Annotated in this window: 19 protein-coding genes and 1 pseudogene; 8 read left to right on the forward strand and 12 right to left on the reverse strand. The window is 71.6% G+C overall.

Translation table 11 applies throughout. The annotated features are described in order from the left end of the window. Positions 1-41: 41 nt before the first annotated feature. Together ACWCRD_RS01980 and ACWCRD_RS01985 are read right to left on the reverse strand one after the other, a co-directional pair. Positions 42-1,097, reverse strand: a complete 1,056-nt coding sequence (locus ACWCRD_RS01980) for a lysylphosphatidylglycerol synthase domain-containing protein (RefSeq protein WP_450964012.1) — start codon at positions 1,095-1,097, stop codon at positions 42-44. Continuing rightward, positions 1,094-2,602, reverse strand: coding sequence for a hypothetical protein (locus tag ACWCRD_RS01985; RefSeq protein ID WP_450964013.1), 1,509 nt, complete (start codon positions 2,600-2,602; stop codon positions 1,094-1,096). Before ACWCRD_RS01985 ends, ACWCRD_RS01980 begins: the two co-directional genes overlap by 4 nt. A gap of 136 nt (positions 2,603-2,738) precedes the next feature. Here ACWCRD_RS01985 and ACWCRD_RS01990 point away from each other — a divergent pair, with 136 nt between their 5' ends. Next, positions 2,739-3,122: a BlaI/MecI/CopY family transcriptional regulator gene (locus ACWCRD_RS01990; RefSeq protein WP_351478424.1), complete on the forward strand. Its 384-nt coding sequence runs from the start codon at positions 2,739-2,741 to the stop codon at positions 3,120-3,122. 101 nt (positions 3,123-3,223) lie between these two features. Further along, entirely contained in the window at positions 3,224-4,111 is an 888-nt protein-coding gene (locus tag ACWCRD_RS01995) for a M56 family metallopeptidase (protein WP_450964014.1), read from the forward strand. 828 nt (positions 4,112-4,939) lie between these two features. On the opposite strand, the gene ACWCRD_RS02000 is transcribed toward ACWCRD_RS01995, so the two are convergent. Beyond that, positions 4,940-6,085 carry an MFS transporter gene (locus ACWCRD_RS02000; RefSeq protein WP_450964355.1) on the reverse strand — a complete coding sequence of 382 codons (1,146 nt, stop codon included), beginning with the start codon at positions 6,083-6,085 and terminating at the stop codon, positions 4,940-4,942. 159 nt (positions 6,086-6,244) lie between these two features. Here ACWCRD_RS02000 and ACWCRD_RS02005 point away from each other — a divergent pair. The 4 genes and pseudogenes from ACWCRD_RS02005 (at position 6,245) to ACWCRD_RS02020 (ending at position 10,435) form a co-directional block, all read left to right on the forward strand. Beyond that, positions 6,245-7,714, forward strand: a pseudogene (locus ACWCRD_RS02005) (AlkA N-terminal domain-containing protein). A gap of 20 nt (positions 7,715-7,734) precedes the next feature. Beyond that, positions 7,735-8,217, forward strand: a complete 483-nt coding sequence (locus tag ACWCRD_RS02010) for a methylated-DNA--[protein]-cysteine S-methyltransferase (protein WP_450964356.1) — start codon at positions 7,735-7,737, stop codon at positions 8,215-8,217. A gap of 42 nt (positions 8,218-8,259) precedes the next feature. Further along, the gene (locus ACWCRD_RS02015; RefSeq protein ID WP_450964015.1) at positions 8,260-9,033 is read left to right on the forward strand and encodes a DeoR/GlpR family DNA-binding transcription regulator; all 774 of its coding nucleotides are present in this window, start codon (positions 8,260-8,262) and stop codon (positions 9,031-9,033) included. 187 nt (positions 9,034-9,220) lie between these two features. After that, positions 9,221-10,435: a serine hydrolase domain-containing protein gene (locus tag ACWCRD_RS02020; protein ID WP_450964016.1), complete on the forward strand. Its 1,215-nt coding sequence runs from the start codon at positions 9,221-9,223 to the stop codon at positions 10,433-10,435. 41 nt (positions 10,436-10,476) lie between these two features. Here ACWCRD_RS02020 and ACWCRD_RS02025 read toward each other — a convergent pair whose 3' ends face one another. Next, on the reverse strand, positions 10,477-11,214 hold the full coding sequence (locus ACWCRD_RS02025; RefSeq protein ID WP_450964017.1) for an SIR2 family NAD-dependent protein deacylase: 738 nt from the start codon (positions 11,212-11,214) through the stop codon (positions 10,477-10,479). 76 nt (positions 11,215-11,290) lie between these two features. On the opposite strand from ACWCRD_RS02025, the gene ACWCRD_RS02030 reads away from it, so the two are divergent. Continuing rightward, positions 11,291-11,491: a DUF2191 domain-containing protein gene (locus ACWCRD_RS02030; protein WP_450964018.1), complete on the forward strand. Its 201-nt coding sequence runs from the start codon at positions 11,291-11,293 to the stop codon at positions 11,489-11,491. A gap of 12 nt (positions 11,492-11,503) precedes the next feature. Here ACWCRD_RS02030 and ACWCRD_RS02035 read toward each other — a convergent pair whose 3' ends face one another. Together ACWCRD_RS02035 and ACWCRD_RS02040 are read right to left on the reverse strand one after the other, a co-directional pair. Next, positions 11,504-11,998 carry an NUDIX hydrolase gene (locus ACWCRD_RS02035; RefSeq protein ID WP_344398031.1) on the reverse strand — a complete coding sequence of 165 codons (495 nt, stop codon included), beginning with the start codon at positions 11,996-11,998 and terminating at the stop codon, positions 11,504-11,506. A 39-nt stretch (positions 11,999-12,037) separates the two neighbouring features. After that, positions 12,038-13,156, reverse strand: a complete 1,119-nt coding sequence (locus tag ACWCRD_RS02040) for an ADP-ribosylglycohydrolase family protein (RefSeq protein ID WP_450964019.1) — start codon at positions 13,154-13,156, stop codon at positions 12,038-12,040. A 264-nt stretch (positions 13,157-13,420) separates the two neighbouring features. On the opposite strand from ACWCRD_RS02040, the gene ACWCRD_RS02045 reads away from it, so the two are divergent. Next, positions 13,421-14,539, forward strand: coding sequence for a glycerate kinase (locus ACWCRD_RS02045; protein WP_450964357.1), 1,119 nt, complete (start codon positions 13,421-13,423; stop codon positions 14,537-14,539). 272 nt (positions 14,540-14,811) lie between these two features. Here the strand turns inward: ACWCRD_RS02045 and pssA are convergent, their stop codons facing one another. From pssA to ACWCRD_RS02075, 6 genes are all read right to left on the reverse strand, one after another. Further along, the gene (pssA, locus tag ACWCRD_RS02050) at positions 14,812-15,630 is read right to left on the reverse strand and encodes a CDP-diacylglycerol--serine O-phosphatidyltransferase (RefSeq protein WP_115910140.1); all 819 of its coding nucleotides are present in this window, start codon (positions 15,628-15,630) and stop codon (positions 14,812-14,814) included. A gap of 22 nt (positions 15,631-15,652) precedes the next feature. Continuing rightward, entirely contained in the window at positions 15,653-16,309 is a 657-nt protein-coding gene (locus ACWCRD_RS02055; RefSeq protein ID WP_115910141.1) for a phosphatidylserine decarboxylase, read from the reverse strand. A 170-nt stretch (positions 16,310-16,479) separates the two neighbouring features. Next, entirely contained in the window at positions 16,480-17,685 is a 1,206-nt protein-coding gene (locus ACWCRD_RS02060) for an acyl-CoA dehydrogenase family protein (protein ID WP_450964020.1), read from the reverse strand. Between the two features lie 5 nt (positions 17,686-17,690). After that, positions 17,691-18,197 (reverse strand): MaoC family dehydratase, encoded by a 507-nt coding sequence (locus tag ACWCRD_RS02065; protein WP_324788064.1) that lies wholly within the window; start codon positions 18,195-18,197, stop codon positions 17,691-17,693. Positions 18,198-18,202: 5 nt separating this feature from the next. Next, positions 18,203-19,168 carry an HpcH/HpaI aldolase/citrate lyase family protein gene (locus ACWCRD_RS02070; RefSeq protein ID WP_115910143.1) on the reverse strand — a complete coding sequence of 322 codons (966 nt, stop codon included), beginning with the start codon at positions 19,166-19,168 and terminating at the stop codon, positions 18,203-18,205. Next, positions 19,165-21,213, reverse strand: coding sequence for a protein meaA (locus tag ACWCRD_RS02075; protein WP_450964021.1), 2,049 nt, complete (start codon positions 21,211-21,213; stop codon positions 19,165-19,167). Before ACWCRD_RS02075 ends, ACWCRD_RS02070 begins: the two co-directional genes overlap by 4 nt. Between the last annotated feature and the right edge of the window lie 2 nt (positions 21,214-21,215).

Consider the following 21,215-nt stretch of genomic DNA (forward strand, 5'->3'; position numbering starts at 1 on the left):
CGCTCGCGACGGCTACGCCGGTGGTGCGCCCTGCGGTGCCGTCACAGGGCTCTCGAACGGACCAGTCCGGCCAGCACCAGCAGCCCCGGCACCAGCGGCAGCCAGACGGTCAGCAACCGGTAGCCGAGCACGGCCGACACGCTCACCGAGGCCGGGGCGCCGGCCGTGGCCAGCGCCCAGGCGAGCGCGGCGTCCAGGGAGCCGAGGCCGCCGGGGGTCGGCAGCAGGACGGCGGCACTGCTCGCGGCGAGATAGGCGAGCGCGATGCGCCCCACGGGCAGCGGTACGTCCAGGGCGCGGACGACGGCGATCACCACCGCCGTGTGCAGGGCCGCGAAGGCCAGCGAGCCGCCCCACAGGGCCGCCGCGCGTCGGGGGTTCTCGTGCACGGCACGTACGTCGGCCGCCGCGCAGGCCAACCCCCGCCGCAGCCGCGTCCGCCGCACGAGCAGGACGGCCAAGGGCACCGCCGCGACTGCCGCCAGCGCGCCGACCAGCAGCTTCGGTCCGCCCAGCGACGGCAGCCGCAGCACGCCGGGACAGACGAGGGCGAGCACCGTGATCAGGGCGATCCGGACGACGGCTCCGGCGGTGGACTTGACCGCGAGGGCCGTGGCCGCTCGGCCGGGTGTCAGGCCGCTGCGCATCAGGAACCGCAGATTCACCGCGCCCGCGCCGAGCCCGGCAGGCAGCAGGTGGTTCGCGGCGGAGGCCGCGAACTGCACCGTCAGCAGCCGGCCTGCGGGCAGCGCCTCGCGCACCGCGCCCTGTTGCGCGAGCGCCGCGCTTGCCCAGGTCAGCAGGGTGAGCAGGGCGGCCAGCAGCAGCCAGCCGCGGTCGGCGACGGCCAGTCGGTCGATGCCCGAGTCGAGGACGGGCCAGTGCAGGGCGGCGAGGCCGATGGCGGCGGCGGTGAGGACCAGTGCGGCGATGGCCGCGACGGGATGTCTTTCGTCTGCGGTGCCGTTGTCGCCGGTCGCGCCTCGTGGCGGAGCCGCAGATCGAGGCAGCCCCGCCCCCCTTCGGGGCGCTGCCGAGTCGGCCGGGACTCCGCCGACGGCGCTCGTGCGTGCCGTCCCGTCCACGGACGGGGTCATCCTTGACCGCCTTTCCCTGCCGCGCCGGGAGACAGGTACGCATAACCGCCCGTCAGGCGGTGTGGCCGCCAAGTGCGGGCGTACGACGGCGGGTGGCCAAGACGAGGGGTGAGAAGGACGACCGGCATCCGGCGGCCGGTTCGCGCGAGTTCCGCAGGGGTGGTGTTGGCGTCGTGACCGCCGGTGTGGGCGGAGGCGCAGCCCGCGGCGAAGGCGACCGGCACGGAATCGCCCCCGGTGACCAGGCACGGTGGGCGTACGCCGAGACGGCGCAGGTCCGCGGCGGTGCGGCCCCAGCCGCGGTGGCCGGCGGTGGTCCTGGACACGGCGCGCTCCAACACGTCGAACTGCACGGCCAGATGGCCTGCGAGAACCACGCCCACCACGGCCGCCGCCAGCGTTCGCCGGCGCCCGCTCGGTGCGGTGACCAGACGGGCCAGGGCGTCCGCGACCGGGATCGCGAGCAGGGCGTACGCGGGCAGCAGGAAACGGGGTGCGGCGTAGCCGATCAGGAAGAGGTACGGCACGGCCGCGGTCGACGCACAGGCCAGCGGCAGCAGCGTGGGGGTCGTACGGCGGGCCCGTACGGCGATGACCAGCGCGGCGGCGGCGAGCAGCGGGAGGGTGAACCACCAGGCGATCACCGTCGGGCTCGCGATCGCCCCCGTGCACGGGCGGCACAGGGCACGTCCGCCGAGGCTGCGGAGCTGGTCGACGACGGCGTTGTGCAGGCCCAGGCCGCCTTGGATGCGGGAGCCTGCGGCCAGCCGGGCGCCGACGCCGCCGTAGTCGGCGTACGCCTCGACGATCCACTCGGCGGCCCCCGCCGCCAGGCCGGTGACCAGGGCCAGGAGCAGCCGCAGATGGTGTCGGGGGCGGACGAACAGCACGAGCGCGAGCAGCGGGAGGCTGACCCAGACGGCGTCAGTGGGCCGCATCCACGCCATCAGCGCCGTGCCCGCGGCCACGCCCCACAGGGCGCCGCGGCGGGTACGGTCGGACCGGGCGTGCAGGAAGAAGCCCACGGTGGCCGAACCGCCCACGGCCACCCAGTAGTTGGGCATGGCCTGCGGGCCGTAGAAGAGGGTGATCCACAGCGATGCGAACAGGGCGCCGCCGGTCGCGATCACCCGTACCGGGAACAGGCCCCGCCACGCTCGCAGGGCCCAGTACAGACCGAACCCGGACAGGACCGCCAAGTACACCCGCAGGAGCGCGGTGGACGACGACCAGGAGGCGACGGGGGCCACCAGCAGGGTGATGCCGCGGGCGCGCGGCGCGCTGAAGAAGGCCGCCGGGGCGTGGGTGCTCACCTGGCTGACGTACACCGTCTCGTCCCAGCCCAGGCCCATTCCGGGCCGCACCAGGGCGAGTTGGAGCAGCGTGAAGGCGGCCGCCACCGCCGTGAGCCACCACTCGCCCGCGGAGCGCCGCGGCGGCCGGGTGGTCGCCGGCGGCCCGTGCCCGGTGGCGCGGGTCGAAGTGGCGTGGGAGGTCCTCGTCATGGTTCACCCATCCGGCCCTACAAGTTGTAGGGTTGGTCTCACCCTACAGGTTGTAGGTCTGGGTGAAACCGGAGCCGGGTAAGGGCCGAGTGCGACTTCGTGACCGCCGGACCCTACGCACCGTAAGGTGGTGGCCATGGCAGGCACGACTCCTCGCGGCAGGGGCGAGCGACGCAGCCCCGGCGAGCTGGAGAGCGAGGTCCTCGCCACCCTGTGGGCGACGGACCGGGCTCTCACCCCGGCCGAGATCCAGACCGACCTCGGCGGCGATCTCGCCTACAACACCGTGCACACGATCCTTCGGCGACTGCACGACAAGAGCCTCGTCCTGCGGGACGCCGACGGCCGGCGCGGCGCCTACCGTCCGGCGAAGAACGCGGCACAGATGACCGCCGAGGCCATGCACCAGGCCCTGGACCGCGGCCCCGACCCGATAGCCGCCCTCCAGCAGTTCGTCACGGGACTGAGCCCGGCGGAGGAGGCCGCGCTGCGGGCACTCCTCGGCGAGAGCGGTGCGTGAGGCGGCCGGCCACAGCATCGGCAGGGTGTTCCCGAGGCGCGCGCGTTTCGACAAGTCGACAAGAGGCGCAGAGGCGGTAGGCGAAGGAGGCGGCGCGGGCCATGAGGATCGACGTCTACACCCCGCTGCTGCTGTCCCTGCTGCTCGCTTTGGTCAGCCCGTACGTCGGCCTGCGCCTTGCGCCCGCTCCGGCGGCCCGGGCCCTGACCTGGGCCGCCGTCCTCGCCGCGGGTGCCACCACCTGGGCGCTGGTCCTGCTGACCGTCACGCTCGTCGGCGAGGCACCGCCGGTCGTCGCCGACGCCCGTGAGGACGGCCGGGTGCTGCCCGATCCCGTCCCGGAGATCGTCGCCCTCACCGCGCTCGCGGTTCTCGCGGTGGCCGTCTGCCGGGTCCTGCGGGTGGTCCGCGCCGAACGCGCCACCCGCCGCACCCTGCGCCGCCTGTGCGAGGGCCACCCGGACGGCACCGAGCTCGTCGTCGCGGCCTCGCCGACCGCGCAGGCGTTCGCGGTGCCCGGAACCCCGGGCCGGATCCTGGTCACCTCCGCGATGCTGGCCGCGCTGCGCCCCGCCGAACGCCGCGTCCTGTTCGCCCACGAGCGCGCCCACCTCGCGCACCGCCACTCCCTGCTCGTCCACGCGGTCACCCTCGCCGCAGCGGTGAACCCCCTGCTCACGCCAGTGCGTACGACGGTCGCCTACCTGGTGGAGCGCTGGGCCGACGAATGCGCCGCCGAGGCAGTGGGCGACCGCCGGACCACCGCCCAGGCCCTGGCCCGAGCCGCCCTGGTCGCCCACCGCCCCGGCTGCGCACTGAACTTCTCCGACCGAGCCGTCACCCGCCGCGTCGCCGCCCTGCAGACGGCCCCACCACCCCACCTGCGCCCGATCGCCGGGGCGGTACTGGCCCTCGGCGTCCTCCCCGCCCTCGGCGCGGCGGACGCGACGGCCGATCTGCTGCATCTGCTGGGCAGCGTGCTGACGTAAGGCGGGCGCCTGCCCTGGGGGTGACGGTGGACGCGCGCTCGCCTGGACTGGACGGGGGTGAACGGTGGCCCGGGCCGGGCGTGGGCGACGGGGGCGGGTGCTTGCCCGGGCGGACGTGGGCGCTCGCTGCAGGCGAAGGAGGTGGCGCGGCCGACGGGAGGAGCTGGCGCTCGCCGGGGTGGAGGGGCGGTGCTTGTCGGGGCTGGGCGTGGGCGTGGGCGTGAGTGCTTGCTTCAGGTGAAGGGGGTGGCACGCGCGGGTGGTGGCGCTGGCGTGCGCTTGGACTGGATGGGGTGCGGGCGGATGCCCGGGGCGGGCGCTGGCCCGGGCCGGAGGGAGGCGTGGGTGGTTGCTTCAGGTGAAGGGGGCGGCGCGGGGCGGGTGGTGGCGCTGGCGGTCGCCTGGACTGGATGGGGTGCGGGCGCATGCCCGGGGTGGACCGGGCTGGCAGGGGCCCGACAGAGGCGTGGGCGCGCTAGCAGCAGGCGCAGGAGGCGGCGCGGGCCGCCATGGGCGCCGGCGCTTGCCTGGACTAGTCGGGGGCGGGCGCTTGCCCCGGCCGACAGGGGCGCCGGCGCTCGCTTGGGCCGGACGGGGGGGCGGGTGCTTGCCCCGGCCGACGGGGACGCTGGCGCTTGCCCGAACTGGACGCCGGGCAAGCGCTTGCCCGAACTGGACGCCGGGCAGCCGTTCGTCCGGACTGAACGCCGGGCAGGCGCATGCCCGGAGTGGGCGCTGGCGGGTGCTGTCTGGGGCGGCAGTGGGGGCGAGCTGCCCGGGCTGGACAGCCTGCGTCGGCCCCTCAGCCGGTCCGCCCCCGCTCCCGCCTCAGCGTGGCCCGGCCGTCGTTCTCCGTACCCCCGCCACAACCCCCACCGCCAGGCACCCCAGCACCATCGCCAACGCGCCGAACCCGTATGTCAGGGTCGCTGCGGCCGCGACCCCCGCCACCAGCAACGGGCCGCCCGCGTCCCCGAGTTCGCGGCCGAGTTCCGCCGCGCCCATCGTCTGTCCGAGCCGTTCCTGCGGGGTCGCCGAGGCCAGGGTCGCGAAGCCCAGTGGGGTGATCAGGCCCGTGCCGGTGCCGATGAGGGCGGCGGCGAGCAGGATGCCGGTCAGGCCGGGCAGCATCGCGCAGGCCAGGCCGGTTCCCGCGAGCAGCAGCCCTGCGGTGAGGCCGGCGCCCGCGGTGAGACGCCCGGCGTCCAAGGCGCGTCCGGCACGGGGCTGTACGACCGCCGCGCACCCCGCCAGTACCGACACCGCGGCCCCCGTCGCCACCGTCCCGAGCCCGGCCACCGCACCGGACACCGGCAGAAAGCCCACCCCGGCCGAGAGCGCGGCAGTGGCCCCCGCGAGCGCGGCCGTCGGCACGAGAAACGCCGGGTCCGTCAGCCGTCGCGCCAGATCCAGCAGGGTCTGCCGGGTGCGGGGGAGCGGTGCCACGACGGGCACGGCGACCAGTGCCCACACCGCGACGGCAGCACCGAGCACCGCCAGTACGGCGAACAGCAGCCGCAGCCCGCCCGCCCACACCAGCACTCCGCCGAGCAGCGGTCCCAGCGTGTAGCCGATGGACTTGTAGAAGCCGTAACCACCGAAGACCCGCCCGTGCTTGGCCGCCGGATTCAGCCGCGCCACCAGCGCCGACGCGGCCGGCGAGAACGCGGACGCCGCCGCCCCCTGCCCGAGCCGCGCGGCCCAGAGCCACCCCGGGCTGTCCGCGAGGACGTACACCGCGGACGCGGCGGCGAACGCCACCAGCCCGCCCAGCAGCACCGGCCGCGCCCCCACCCGGTCGGCCACCGTGCCGAACACCGGCTTCAGGACGACCTCCGCCCCGTCGTAGAGCGCCAGCAGCCCGCCCAGGACGAGCAGCGAGGTGACCGCGCCCTGTCCGGCACCCCCGAGGTTCGCGGCGATACCGTGCGCCCCGAACGCGGTGGTGAACCCCGCCGCGTACAGCGGCCACATCGGTCGCTGCCGTCCACGGTCCATGCAGGGCAGCGTACCCATCACCTACCGTGCCAAGGAGAGGGTGATCCGGGCCGCTCCAGACCACACCACCTTGATGTCGGATTCTCGCCAGCCCCGGCACCGCCCATCGCCGATGCTGGACGCATGCAGAACGGGATGCACACCGACCGAGAGCGCTGCGTACGCGCCGTCCAGTCCAAGGACGCCCGCTTCGACGGATGGTTCTTCACGGCGGTCCTGACCACCCGCATCTACTGCCGGCCCAGCTGCCCGGTCGTACCGCCCAAGCCCGAGAACATGACCTTCTATCCGAGCGCCGCCGCCTGCCAGCAGGCCGGATTCCGGGCCTGCAAGCGCTGCCGCCCCGACACCAGCCCGGGCTCCCCGGAGTGGAACCAGCGTGCCGACCTCGTGGCCCGCGCGATGCGCCTGATCGCCGACGGCGTCGTGGACCGCGACGGCGTCCCCGGCCTCGCCGCCCGCCTCGGCTACAGCACCCGCCAGATCGAACGCCAGCTGCTCGCCGAACTCGGCGCCGGCCCGCTGGCCCTGGCCCGCGCCCAACGCGCCCAGACGGCCCGCCTGTTGATCGAGACGACCCCACTCCCCATGGCGGAGATCGCCTTCGCCGCCGGCTTCTCCTCGATCCGCACCTTCAACGACACCGTGCGCGAGGTCTTCGCGCTCTCCCCGAGCGAGCTGCGGGCGAGGCTGCCGAAGAAGAACGCCCCCGCGGCCCCCGGCACCCTCACCCTCCGCCTGCCCTTCCGCACCCCCCTCAACCCCGACAACCTCTTCGGCCACCTCGCGGCGACCGCCGTACCCGGCGTGGAGGAGTGGCGCGAGGGCGCCTACCGCCGCACCCTCCGCCTCCCGTACGGCCACGGCATCGCGACCCTGGCCCCCGAACCCGACCACATCGCCTGCCGCCTCACCCTCAGCGACCTGCGCGACCTGCCCGTCGCCATCAGCCGCTGCCGCCGCATGCTCGACCTGGACGCCGACCCGGTCGCGATCGACGACCAGCTCCGCACGGACCCCCTCCTCGCACCGCTGGTGGACAAGGCCCCCGGCCGACGCGTCCCGCGCACGGTCGACGAGGCGGAGTTCGCCGTACGGGCCGTACTCGGCCAACAGGTCTCCACGGCCGCCGCCCGCACCCACGCCTCCCGCCTGGTCATGGCACACGGCGACCCCGTCGACGACCCGGAAGGCGGCCTCACCCACCTCTTCCCCACCCCCGAGGCGCTCGCCGCCCTCGATCCCGAGTCCCTGGCCATGCCCCGCACCCGCCGCACCACCTTCACCACCCTGGTGCGCCAACTCGCCGACAGAACCGTGCATTTGGGTCCGGAGAGCGACTGGCCCGAAACCCGATCCCGGCTCCTCGCCCTGCCCGGTTTCGGCCCCTGGACCGTCGACGTCATCGCCATGCGCGCCCTCGGCGACCCCGACGCCTTCCTCCCCACCGACCTCGGCATCCGCCGCGCCGCCCAGGAACTGGGCCTGCCGTCCACCCCGGCGGCCCTCACCGCCCGCGCGGCGGCCTGACGCCCCTGGCGGGCTTACGCCGTCCAGTACCTGTGGGCGACCGACAGTCACCCCATCAACTTCCTGCCCGTGTAAGGACGTTCGCGATGAGCACCGTGAAGCACCACACCGTGATCGACAGCCCCTACGGCCCTCTCACCCTCGTAGCCGACGACGGCATCCTGTGCGGCCTCTACATGACCGAGCAGCGCCACCGTCCACCCGAGGAGTCATTCGGCGCACGGGACGAGACCCTCTTCGCAGAGGCGGAGGAACAACTGGAGGCCTATTTCGCAGGCGACTTGAAGGAGTTCACCCTCGAACTGCGCCTGCACGGAACCCCGTTCCAGCGAACAGTGTGGGACCAGCTCCGCCAGATCCCCTACGGCGAGACCCGCTCCTACGGTGAACTCGCCGCGGCCCTCGGCAACCCGTCCGCCTCCCGCGCGGTCGGCCTCGCCAACGGCAAGAACCCGATCGGCATCATCGTCCCCTGCCACCGAGTCGTCGGCGCGAACGGCAGCCTTACGGGCTACGGCGGCGGCCTGGACCGCAAGCAGCGCCTGCTGGACCTCGAAACCGGAACGGCACTGTTCTAGCTGCTCAGCCGCGCCGACCCGGTGCCGTGTAGGGTCCGTTGCGTGCTCGCTGAACAACGACACCAACTCATCCTGCAGGCGTTGAGATCCGGCGGCACCGCCACCGTGACGGACCTCTCCGACCAGTTGGGGGCCAGTGCCGCGACCGTCCGTCGTGACCTCCTCAAGCTGGAGGAGGACGGACTGCTCACCCGGGTCCATGGGGGAGCGGTCATCGAGGAGGCTCCCGCGCCCTTCGCGGAGGCCGCCGAGGTGCGGGTGCCCGAGAAGGACGCGATAGCCGCCGAGGCCGCCACGATGATCGAGGAAGGCCAGTCGGTCATCCTCGACTCGGGCACGACGGTCCACCGCCTGGCCCGCCGGTTGCACGGGCGCCGTATCACCGTGATCACCAACAACCTCGGGGTGTACGACGAGCTCGTCCAGGACGAGAACGTCGAACTGATGCTGCTCGGCGGAATGGTTGTCCGCGAATCGCGCATGCTGGACGGCTTCATGGCAGAGGACAACCTGCGTCAGGTGCACGCCGACTGGCTCTTCATGGGCGCCTGCGGCGTCCGTGCCGGAGGCCAGGTCATGGACACCACGGTCGCCGAGGTACCCGCCAGACGGGCCATGATCGCCGCTGCCGACAAGGTGGCGCTCCTCGCTGACGGCGCCAAGTTCCCCGGAACGGGCATGGTGAAGATCTGTGGCCCCGAGGACCTGGACATCGTCGTGACCGACGACGCGTCGGACGCGGCGACTTGCGCGGCGCTGGAGGAAGCGGGCGTGCGGGTGGTACGGGTGGACGCTGTTCCGGCAGGGTCACCCTGATCAGGTAGGAACCTGACCCCTGATCAGTTCTCAGGGTGCGGTGGGGGGTTACTCGGGGACGCTCCTGATGAACGGGGCTGCCGGGGCGCATGAGACTCGTGGTCGGGCCGGGCGTTCGCCGGTCCGACCGTCACCCTGGGAGAGCCCTGCCGTGAACTGCACCTTGCGTCATACCCGTTGGTCCGCTGTGGCAGCCGCCGGCGCCGTGCTGGCCGCCCTGGCCGTCAGTGTGGCCGTCCCCGCCTCCGCCGCGATCCCCGCTACGCCACCTGCGGCGGCGACCAGCACGCCGCTGCCCGCGCTCGATCCGGTCAAGCTCAGGGCGGCCATCAGCGGCCTGCCCAGCGCGGACGTCACCGGCGCACTGCTGCGGATCACCGGCAGGGCCGGCCACTGGTGGGGCACCTCGGGCGTGGGCGACCTGGAGACCGGCCAGGGCGTCCCGCGCGACGGGCACTTCCGGATCGGCAGCATCTCCAAGGTCTTCACCGCGACCGTCGTGCTCCAACTCGCCGCCGAGCACCGGATCGACCTGGACACACCCGTGCAGCACTACCTGCCGGGCGTTCTGCCCGCCGAGCTGCCACTGGTCACGGTGGGCCAGCTGCTCAACCACACCAGCGGTCTGCCGCGCGCGGCCGACAGCCCGGACTTCGGCGACGGCAGCCCCGAATGGTTCGCCGCCCACCGTCTGAAGAGCTTCACCCCGCAGCAGGTCATCGACCTGATGGCCGGTCAGCCGATGCAGTTCGCGCCGGGCACCGCGCAGCAGTACAACGGCATGAACTACTACGTCGCCGGCGTGCTGATCGAGAAGATCACCGGGCACACCTTCGCCCACGAGGTGCGGTCCCGGATCACCCGCCCCCTCGGCCTGCACGACACCTACGTCCCCGACGCGGACGACCCCAACCTGCCCGGCCCGCACTCGCACGGCTATCTGATGGTCAAGTCCGCGGACGGGACCAGGCGCCCTGTGGACGTCACCGAGCAGAGCCCCTGGCCCTGGGCCGAGGGCGGCATGATCTCCACCCCCGCCGACCTCGACCGCTTCATCACCCAGCTGTTCCGCGGCCGTCTGCTTCCGCCGGCCCAGCAGGCCGAGCTCTTCGCGGTCCCGGACGTCCCCAGCTACCACAGCAGCCAGTGCCGCACCCAGACGGACGCCGGCCGGGCCTGCATGACCATGGGCCTGATGCGGGTCAAGGCCTCCAACGGCGTCGTGGTCTGGGGCAAGACCGGCTCCCGCCCCGGCTACACCAGCGGTGTCTTCGCTACCAGCGACCTCTCCCGCAAGATCGTCTACTCCCTCAACCCCAACAACCTCGACGGCACGGAGATGCGCTACATCCAGCAGATCGCCGCAGCCTCCTTCGGCACCATCGTCCCGGCCGGGAGCTGACACCGTGCCCGTCGTGGGCGCGCGGGACGGCGGCCCGGGCCTCAGCTCCGGCTCTCGGCGTTCAGCCGGTCCAGGAGTTCGGGCAGTGCGGTGCCGATGGGTTCCCGTACGACTTCGTCCGCGAGGTCGTCGTACGGCGTCGCCTCGGCGTTGACGATGACGAGCCGTGCGCCGTTGTCGGCGGCGACGCCGGCCAGTCCGGCCGCGGGCTGCACCTGCAGGCTGGTGCCGACGGCGATGAACACGGAACAGGCCTTGGTGATGGCGAGAGCCTCACCGAGGACCACCGGGTCGAGCCGTTCGCCGAACATCACCGTCGCCGGCTTGAGAATGCCCCCGCACCCCAGGCACGCCGGGTCGTCCTCCCCGGCCTCGAGCCGGGCGAGCGCGTCCTCCATCGGCCCGCGCGCATGACACCCCGTGCACACGAAGCTCCGCGCGGAACCGTGCAGTTCGAGCACCTTGCGGGCGGGCAACCCGGCGAGCTGATGCAGCCCGTCGACGTTCTGCGTGATCACCCGCACGGGAACACCGGACCGCTCCAGCTCCGCCACGGCCCGGTGCGCGGCGTTGGGCTCGGCCTGCAGCGTGCGGTTCTTGCGCCGCATCTGCCAGGACCGGCGCCGGATCTCCGGATCGCCCATGTAGTACTCGTACGTCACGAGCTTCTCGGCCTCGGGATCCTTCCGCCACAGCCCGTTGGGGCCGCGGTAGTCGGGGATCCCGGAGTCCGTCGAGATACCGGCACCGCTGAGGATCGCGACGAGGGGCTTGCTCATGGCACCGAGGGTAGGACGGCGGACCGGGTGGGGCGAACGGATATTCGTGCGCGCCCTCCGGTGCTAGGTTCCGGCCATGGCCAAGGTCACCGTCTCGCTCGATGCCGAACTCGTCGTGGAAGTCATGGTCCTCGCGGGCGTCGGCAACCCTCAGGACGCCGTCGAGCTCGTCGTCCGCGACTACATCGAGCGCGGCCACCGGACCGAGGCCAGGGTCACCGCGCGCGACGAGGGGCTGCGGGAGGTGGACGCCAAGCCCCGCGACCCCGAGGGGTGAGCCGACGCCCGGTCAGGCCACCCGCTGCCCGTTCTCCAACTCGGCTGTGCCCGAACCCTCCGCCAGGACGTCCAGGGCGACCCGGACGCGGTGGCCGAGGGTGCCCAGCAGGTAGTCGTCGAGTTCCTCGCGGGGGACGAGGCGCCAGGAGAGCAGTTCCTCCTCCTGCAGACGGATCGCCTTGAGGTCGTCCTCGTCGAGGACACCGCCGTCGTACAGATAGGCTACCAACGGCGGCCAGCTCGGCTTGTACACCCAGTCGACCGCGAGCAGCCGGCCCAGTTCGCGGTCGAGACCGATCTCCTCGAGCGTCTCGCGGCGCGCACCCTGGCGCGGGGTCTCGCCGTCGTCGGACTCGATCGTGCCGCCGGGCAGCGCCCAGCCCTCGCGGTAGTTGGGCTCGACGAGCAGCACCCGGCCCTCGGCGTCGCGGAACAGGGCGGCGGCCCCGGCGAGAATGCGGGGCAGGCCGGCGAGGTACGTGGCGAAGTCTGGCGTGGAGGTCATCAAGGAAGGGTAACCAGCTCACGCGGCCGCATCCCGCCCTCACCGCCCGGGCCGGGGAAGCGACCGACCAGGCTCACCCCTCGGCCGGCCCTCCGCCTGCGCCAGCTGCACCGTCCGCCGCGCCAGCTCGCTGATCCGCACCCCGTCGAAGCCGAACACCGCACTGCGGACCGTGTCCTCCAGCGGCTCCTTCCACTGCGCCGGAATCGCGTCCGCACCGGTCAGTACGCCCGCCACCGAGCCGGCCGTCGCCCCGTTGGAGTCGGTGTCCAGGCCGCCGCGGACGGTCAGCGTGATGGTGCGGGTGAAGTCGCCGTCGCCGTACAGAAGTCCTGCGGTGAGTACGGCGGCGTTCGGGATGGTGTGGATCCAGCCGAGGCCGGCGGTCTCCTCGGCCACCGTCGTGAGCGTGTCCTCCCAGGTCATCCGCGTGTCGTGGAGGGAGACGACCCGCCGTACGGTACGGGCGAGCCGGCTGCTCGCCGGGATGACGGCAAGGGCCTCGTCGACGGCGTGCCGCACGGTGGGTGCGGTGAAGGCCGCGGCGATCAGCGCCGCCGCCCACATCGCGCCGTACACGCCGTTGCCGGTGTGCGACAGCACCGCGTCCCGGCGGGCCAGGGAGGCGGCGCGGCGCGGCACGCCCGGGCAGGTCCAGCCGTAGATGTCGGCGCGGATCAGGGCGCCGATCCACTCCTGGTACGGGTTGTCGTACGTGGCCGTCAGCGGCGGCTTCAGCCCGTTGGCCAGATTGCGGTAGGTGGCCCGCTCCGCCGTGAAGGTCTGCAGATACGGCAGCCGCAGCAGCCACAGGTCGCCGACCTGCTCGGTGCTGAAGTCGAAGCCGTGCGTCTCCAGGAGGTCCAGGCCGAGGATCGCGTAGTCGACGTCGTCGTCGCGGCAGCTGCCGTGGATCCGGCCGCGCACGCACTGGCGCCACTCGGGGCGCAGCTCGAAGCCGTCGCTCTCGTCGGCGGGCTCGGGAAGATAGTCGGTGAGGGGCAGTGCGGCGGCCTGGCGCAGATAGCGGTCGATACGGTCCCGCGTCCACAGGTCGCCCTGCTCGACCGGCTTGCCGAGCATGTTGCCCGAGATCCGGCCCAGCCAGCCCCCGAGGATGCGGTCCGCGAGCTCTGACTCAGTGCCCACAGGGGTCATAGCAGAAGGCTTACCCAATTTGGGTGCAGGCTGCGCGGGGTTCGACAGGGCCGCGCCCCGAAGGGGGGCGGGGCTGTGTCGATATGCGGCTCCGCCGCGTGGGCGCGACCAGCCACGATGGTGTCGCAGACGATCGACGGCCTGCGTCCCAGGGGCCGGTCACGGAATGACGGCCGGGGCCTGCTCCGGTTAAGGTCGCAGCGGCGCGACTGGCCTTGACATGCGCGAGGCCCGGAGAGCAAGGGGAAACAGGTGACACAGCGCGTGCTCATCGCCGCGGACAAGTTCAAGGGGTCGCTGACGGCCGTGCAGGTCGCCGAGCGGGTGACGGCCGGGCTGCGCCGGGTCGTGCCGGAGCTCCAGGTGGAGTCGCTGCCCGTGGCCGACGGTGGCGACGGGACCGTGGACGCGGCGGTCGCGGCCGGTTTCGAGCGGCACGAGGTGCGCGTCGCGGGGCCGCTGGGCGACGAGGTGACGGCGGCCTTCGCACTGCGTGCGGGCACGGCGGTCGTGGAGATGGCCGAGGCCAGCGGGCTGCAGCGACTGCCGGCCGGTGTCTTCGCACCGCTCACGGCATCGACGTACGGCTCCGGTGAGCTGCTGCGGGCCGCGCTGGATGCGGGTGCCCGCACGATCGTCTTCGGCGTCGGCGGCAGCGCGACCACCGACGGCGGGGCCGGGATGCTGTCCGCGCTCGGGGCGCGGTTCCTGGACGCGGAGGGCGAGCCGGTTCCCCCGGGCGGCGGCGGACTGAGCGAGCTCGCCGCGGCCGACCTGTCCGGCCTGGACCCGCGTCTCGCCTCCGTCGAACTGGTCCTGGCGAGCGACGTCGACAACCCGCTGACCGGCCCGAAGGGCGCACCCGCCGTCTACGGCCCGCAGAAGGGCGCCGCCCCGGACGATGTGGAGGTCCTGGACACGGCCCTCGCGCACTACGCGAAGGTGCTGGAGGAAGCGGTCGGCGCGAAGGCGGCGGAATTCGCCGCGTCCCCGGGGGCGGGTGCGGCGGGCGGCGTCGGGTACGGCGCCCTGCTCCTCGGCGCCGGTTTCCGCCCCGGCATCGAGGTGATGCTCGACGTGCTCGGCTTCGCGCCGGCGCTGGAGTGGGCGGATCTGGTGATCACCGGGGAGGGTTCCCTGGACGAGCAGACCCTGCACGGCAAGGCGCCGGCGGGGGTCGCCGCCGCCGCGCGCGCCGCGGACAAGGAGGTCGTGGCGGTGTGCGGCCGTCTGGCGCTGCCGCCGGAGGCGTTGGGACGGGCGGGGATCCGGCGGGCGTATCCGCTGACCACCGTGGAGCCGGACGTGGCGAAGTGCATCGCGGACGCCGGGCCGATCCTGGAGCGGGTGGCGGAGCAGATCGGCCGGGACTTCCTGACCTGAGACGGGCTTTTTCGCCCCCGCCGCCCCTACCCGTCCCGCCCCGGGGGCCAGCCCCCGGACCCCCGCTCCTCAAACGCCGGAGGGGCTGAATTCTGCCGGGGCGGGCTGATTTTTCGCCGGGCGGGGCTTGATCTTTCAGCCCGTCCGGCGTTTGAGGACGAGGCCGTTCAGGCCGAAGCGGGGGTCTGGGGGCGGCAGCCCCCGGACGGCGCCACACACATGAAGGCCCCGAACCCAGCGGGTTCGGGGCCTTCGTCGTCGTACAAGAGCCGCTACGGCAACTGCGCCGCCCGCGCCTCGCGCCGATTGTCGCGGAAGTTGTTCACCCGGCGCGCCGTGGCGAACAGGGGGATCACCGCACCGGTGACCAGCTGGAGCGCGCACCCCGTCTGGAGGAGCAGCTGGCCGCTCGGGGCGTCGAACGCCCAGGCCGCCAGCAGGCCCATCGACACGACGATCCAGGACAGCATCGCCACCGCGAGCCGTCCCCGCGGCTTCGGGTACTCGACCCGGCTCACCATCAGCCAGGCCGTGCCCAGGATCGCCAGCAGGGTCGCCACGAAGGGCAGCTCCAGCAGGACGATCGAGACGACCGTCAGCGCGCCGAACGGTGACGGCATGCCCTGGAACATGCCGTTCGGGACGGTCACGCACGAGAATCTCGCCAGACGCAGCACCACGGCCAGGAGCACCACGATTGCCCCGACCGCGGCCACCCGCTGATGTGCGTCGTCCGCGACCATGCCGTAGACGAGGACGAAGTACGCCGGCGCCAGACCGAAGCTGATCAGGTCCGACAGGTTGTCCAGCTCCGCGCCCATGGGGGAGGAGCGCAGCTTGCGCGCCACCAGGCCGTCGAACAGGTCGAAGACCGCCGCGCACAGCATCAGGATGACCGCGGTGGCCGCGCTGTGGCGGGCCATGCCCGTCTCCTGGTCACCGGTGAGGTGCGGGATCAGGATGCCGGTGGTGGTGAAGTACACCGCCATGAAGCCGCACGTGGCGTTGCCCAGGGTGAGGGTGTCCGCTATTGAGAGGCGGAGAGAGAGGGGCATCTCCTCCTCTTCGTCCACCCCGTCGGCCTCGGGCACCCAGCCCGCCTGGGTATCAGGATCAATCACGGTCAATGCGAGTCACCCCAGCCACGGTCTTCTGGCCGACCTCGACCGCGACGTCCACGCCCTCGGGCAGGTAGATGTCGACGCGCGAGCCGAAGCGGATCAGACCGATGCGGTCACCCTGCTCGACCTTCGTCCCCTGCGGGATGTACGGCACGATGCGGCGGGCCACCGCGCCGGCGATCTGGATCATCTCGATGTCGCCGAGTTCGGTGTCGAAATGCCAGACTACGCGCTCGTTGTTCTCGCTCTCCTTGTTGAACGCCGGAACGAACCCGCCGGGGATGTGCTCGACCGACGTCACCTCGCCGGAGAGCGGCGCGCGGTTGACGTGGACGTTGAGCGGGCTCATGAAGATCGCGACGCGGGTACGGCCGTCCTTCCACGGCATGATGCTCTGCACCACACCGTCGGCGGGCGAGATGACCCGGCCCGGGGCGATCTCGCGCTCGGGGTCGCGGAAGAACCACAGCATGCCCGCCGCGAGCGCGGTGGCGGGAACGGCCACGGCCTTGGCGACGCCGGAGCGGCGCGCACGGGCCAGGCTGAGGGCTGCGGTGGCGACGGTCGGCAGAAGCCACGGCGATGCTCCGCGCGCGAGGCGTACGCCGGCCCGGCTGTCGCGTGGTGCAGAGGTTTGGCTGTGGGGCATGGATGACCTTCGTAGCGGATGATGCCGCGCTGTAACGGGGGACGGCGGCTTTCCCGGGATGGTACCGGTCGCGGGCCGCAACTGGGCAAGCCAGGAAGCCGAGTCGGCGGCCGAAGAGTGCTGACGGGGTGTGATCTTCTTCTCCAAGAAAACACCCCGTATCCGGACATCTAGCCCTGGAACCGATACTCTTCGAGCAGCCTGCGACCGATGATCATTTTTTGGATCTCGGCCGTACCTTCACCGATCAGCAACATCGGGGCCTCGCGGTAGAGGCGCTCGATCTCGTACTCCTTGGAGAAGCCGTAGCCGCCGTGGATCCGGAAGGCGTCCTCCACGACCTCCTTGCAGTACTCGGAGGCGAGGTACTTCGCCATACCGGCCTCAAGGTCGTTTCGCTCCCCTGAGTCCTTTTTGCGTGCCGCGTTGACCATCATGGCATGCGCGGCCTCGACCTTGGTAGCCATCTCGGCCAGCTTGAACTGGATGGCCTGGTGCTGGGCGATCGCCTTGCCGAACGTGTGACGCTGCTGGGCGTACTGGACGCCGAGCTCGAACGCACGCTGAGCGACGCCGCAGCCGCGCGCCGCCACGTTCACGCGGCCGACCTCCACGCCGTCCATCATTTGGTAAAAACCCCGGCCGGTTACGCCACCGAGCACACGGTTGGCCGGAATTCGCAGGCCGTCCATGATGAGTTCGGTGGTGTCGACGCCCTTGTAGCCCATCTTGTCGATCTTCCCGGGGATGGTGAGGCCGGGGCGGACCTCTCCGAAGCCGGGCTCCTTCTCGACCAGGAAGGTCGTCATCGACTTGTGGGGCGCGGTGCCCTCGGGGTGTCCTTCATCACTTCGGACCAGTACGGCGACCAGACTTGACGTTCCGCCGTTGGTCAGCCACATCTTCTGGCCGTTGAGGACGTACTCGTCGCCGTCCTTGACCGCCTTGGAGGTGATGGCGGACACGTCCGAGCCGAGGCCCGGCTCCGACATGGAGAAGGCGCCGCGGATGTCGCCGGCCGCCATGCGCGGCAGGAAGTGGTCCTTCTGCTCCTGCGTGCCGTGCTGCTTGAGCATGTACGCCACGATGAAGTGCGTGTTGATGATGCCGGACACCGACATCCAGCCACGGGCGATCTCCTCGACGCACAGGGCGTAGGTGAGGAGCGACTCGCCCAGGCCCCCGTACTCCTCGGGGATCATCAGGCCGAACAGGCCGAGTTCCTTGAGGCCGTCGACGATCTGCTGCGGGTACTCGTCGCGGTGCTCCAGCTCGGTGGCGACCGGGATGATCTCCTTGTCCACGAAGTCGCGGACGGTGGAGAGGATCTCCTGCTGGATGTCGGTCAGACCGGCGGTCTGGGCGAGGCGTGCCATCGGGCTCAGCCCTCCTGAAGTTCCGGGCGGCCGGGCTGCTCGCCGCCGCGTTCCTTGATGTACGTCTCGGTGGGCACCATCACCTTGCGGCGGAACACGCAGACCAGCGTGCCGTCCTGCTTGTAGCCCTTGGTCTCGACATAGACGATGCCGCGGTCGTTCTTGGACTTCGACGGCCACTTGTCGAGAACGGTCGTCTGGCCGTAGACCGTGTCGCCGTGGAAGGTCGGCGCCACGTGCTTGAGCGACTCGATCTCCAGGTTGGCGATCGCCTTGCCGGAGATGTCCGGGACGGACATGCCGAGCAGCAGGGAGTAGATGTAGTTGCCCACGACGACGTTCTTGCCGAAGTCCGTCGTCTTCTCCGCATAGTTGGTGTCCATGTGGAGCGGGTGGTGGTTCATGGTGAGGAGACAGAACAGGTGGTCGTCGTACTCCGTGACCGTCTTGCCCGGCCAGTGCTTGTACGTCGCCCCGACCTCGAACTCCTCGTAGGTGCGTCCGAACTGCATCGCGCTCAGGCCTCCGGGATCTCGAACTTCGACGTGCGCTGCATACCGGCCGCACGCCCCTTGCCGGAGATGACCAGTGCCATCTTGCGGCTGGCCTCGTCGATCATCTCGTCGCCGAGCATCGCGGAGCCCTTCTTGCCGCCCGCCTCGGACGTGTAGTAGTCGTACGCGTCCAGGATCAGCTCGGCGTGGTCGTAGTCCTCCTGGGAGGGCGAGAAGATCTCGTTGGACGCCTCGACCTGGCCCGGGTGCAGCACCCACTTGCCGTCGAAGCCGAGCGCGGCGGCGCGCTGGGCCACCTCGCGGTAGCCGTCGATGTTGCGGATCTGCAGGTAGGGACCGTCGATCGCCTGGAGGTTGTTGGCGCGGGCGGCCATCAGGATCTTCATCAGGATGTAGTGGTAGGCGTCCGCCGGGTAGCCGGGCGGCTGCTCGCCCACGACCAGCGACTTCATGTTGATCGACGCCATGAAGTCGGCCGGGCCGAAGATGATCGTCTCGACGCGCTGGGAGGCGGTCGCGATCTCGTTGACGTTGTTGAGGCCCTGGGCGTTCTCGATCTGCGCCTCGATGCCGATCTTGCCGACCTCGAAGCCCATGGTCTTCTCGATCTGCGTCAGCAGGAGATCGAGGGCGACGATCTGCTGGGCCGTCTGCACCTTCGGGAGCATGATGCAGTCGAGGTTCTGGCCGGCACCCTCGACAACCGTGACGACGTCGCGGTACGTCCACTCGGTCGTCCAGTCGTTGACGCGCACGACCCTCGTCTTGCCGGTCCAGTCGCCCTCGTTGAGGAACTTGACGATGGTGTGCCGCGCCTCGGGCTTGGCGAGCGGGGCGCACGCGTCCTCGAGGTCGAGGAAGACCTGGTCGGCGGGGAGGCCCTGCGCCTTCTCCAGGAAGCGGGGGTTGCTCCCGGGGACCGCGAGGCAGGAGCGTCGCGGACGCAGACGGTTGACGGGCGTGGTCATGCGGGGACCTCCAGGGGGTCGAGCTTGTTCGCTTTCCGGATCTCGTCGACGATGCGGCCGATGATGCCGGTGATGTCGAAGTCCTTCGGGGTGAAGACCGCGGCCACTCCGGCGGCCCGCAGCTGTTCGGCGTCGCCATTGGGGATGATGCCACCGGCGATCACCGGTATATCTGTGGCACCGGCCACACGGAGGCGCTCCAGCACGTCCGGGACCAGCTGGGCGTGCGATCCGGAGAGGATGGACAGCCCGACCGCGTGCACGTCCTCGGCGAGGGCCGCGTCCACGATCTGCTCGGGCGTCAGGCGGATGCCCTGGTAGACCACCTCGAAGCCGGCGTCACGGGCCCGCACGGCGATCTGCTCGGCGCCGTTGGAGTGCCCGTCCAGGCCGGGCTTGCCGACCAGGAAGCGCAGCTTGCCGACGCCGAGGTCCTTGGCCGTCAGGTCGACCTTGCGGCGCACCTCGGACATGGCCGAGCCCTCCTCGGCGGGGACGGCGACGGGCGCCGACGACACACCGGTCGGCGCCCGGAACTCGCCGAACACCTCGCGCAGGGCCCCGGCCCACTCGCCGGTCGTGACTCCGGCGCGGGCGCACTCGAGGGTGGCCTCCATGAGGTTGTCGGTGCCCTTGGCGGCCTCCTTCAGCCTCTCCAGCGCCTTGCAGGGGCGCGGGTGGTTGAAGGGCGGCTGGTAGCGGGTGTCGCGCCAGTGCTGCAGCGAGGCGATGACCCGGGCCTCGACAGCCGGATCAACCGTCTGGATGGCTGTGTCGAGATCGGCCGTGAGTGGATTGGGCTCGGTCGTCTCGAAGATGTTGACGCCGACGATCTTCTCTTGACCGGACTCGATACGGGCGCGGCGCTCGGCGTGCGAGGAGACGAGCTGCGACTTGAGATAGCCGGACTCGACGGCGGCCATCGCGCCGCCCATCTCCTGGATCCGCTCGATCTCGGTGAGGGACTCCTCGACGAGCTTCGCGACCTTCGCCTCGATGACGTGCGAGCCCTCGAAGATGTCCTCGTACTCCAGCAGGTCGCTCTCGTGCGCCAGGACCTGCTGGATGCGCAGCGACCACTGCTGGTCCCAGGGGCGGGGCAGGCCGAGGGCCTCGTTCCAGGCCGGCAGCTGCACGGCACGCGCGCGTGCGTCCTTGGAGAGGGTCACGGCCAGCATCTCGAGCACGATCCGCTGGACGTTGTTCTCCGGCTGCGCCTCCGTCAGACCCAGGGAGTTGACCTGGACGCCGTAGCGGAAGCGGCGGTGCTTGGGGTTCTGGATGCCGTACCGCTCCAGCGTGATCTTGTCCCAGATCCGCCCGAAGGCGCGCATCTTGCACATCTCCTCGATGAACCGGACGCCCGCGTTCACGAAGAAGGAGATACGGCCCACGACGTCGCCCATGCGCTCCTGCGGCACCTGGCCGGAGTCCCGGACGGCGTCCAGGACCGCGATCGCAGTGGACATCGCGTACGCGATCTCCTGGACCGGCGTGGCGCCCGCCTCCTGCAGGTGGTAGCTGCAGATGTTGATCGGGTTCCACTTCGGGAGGTGGGAGACCGTGTACGCGATCATGTCCGTCGTCAGACGGAGGCTCGGCCCCGGCGGGAAGACGTGCGTGCCGCGGGACAGGTACTCCTTGACGATGTCGTTCTGGGTCGTGCCCTGGAGCTTGGTGATGTCCGCACCCTGCTCCTCGGCGACGACCTGGTAGAGCGCCAGCAGCCACATGGCGGTGGCGTTGATCGTCATCGAGGTGTTCATCTGCTCCAGGGGGATGTCCTGGAACAGCCGGCGCATGTCACCGAGGTGCGCGACCGGCACTCCGACCCGGCCGACCTCGCCGCGGGCGAGGATGTGGTCGGAGTCGTAGCCGGTCTGCGTCGGCAGGTCGAACGCGACCGACAGGCCCGTCTGACCCTTGGCGAGGTTGCGCCGGTACAGCTCGTTGGACGCCTCGGCCGTGGAGTGGCCGGCGTACGTGCGCATTAGCCACGGCCGGTCCTTCTCCCGCACGCCTTCGGCGGGCTGACGCTCAGTCATCT

This window comes from Streptomyces sp. NPDC002092, from assembly GCF_053593775.1.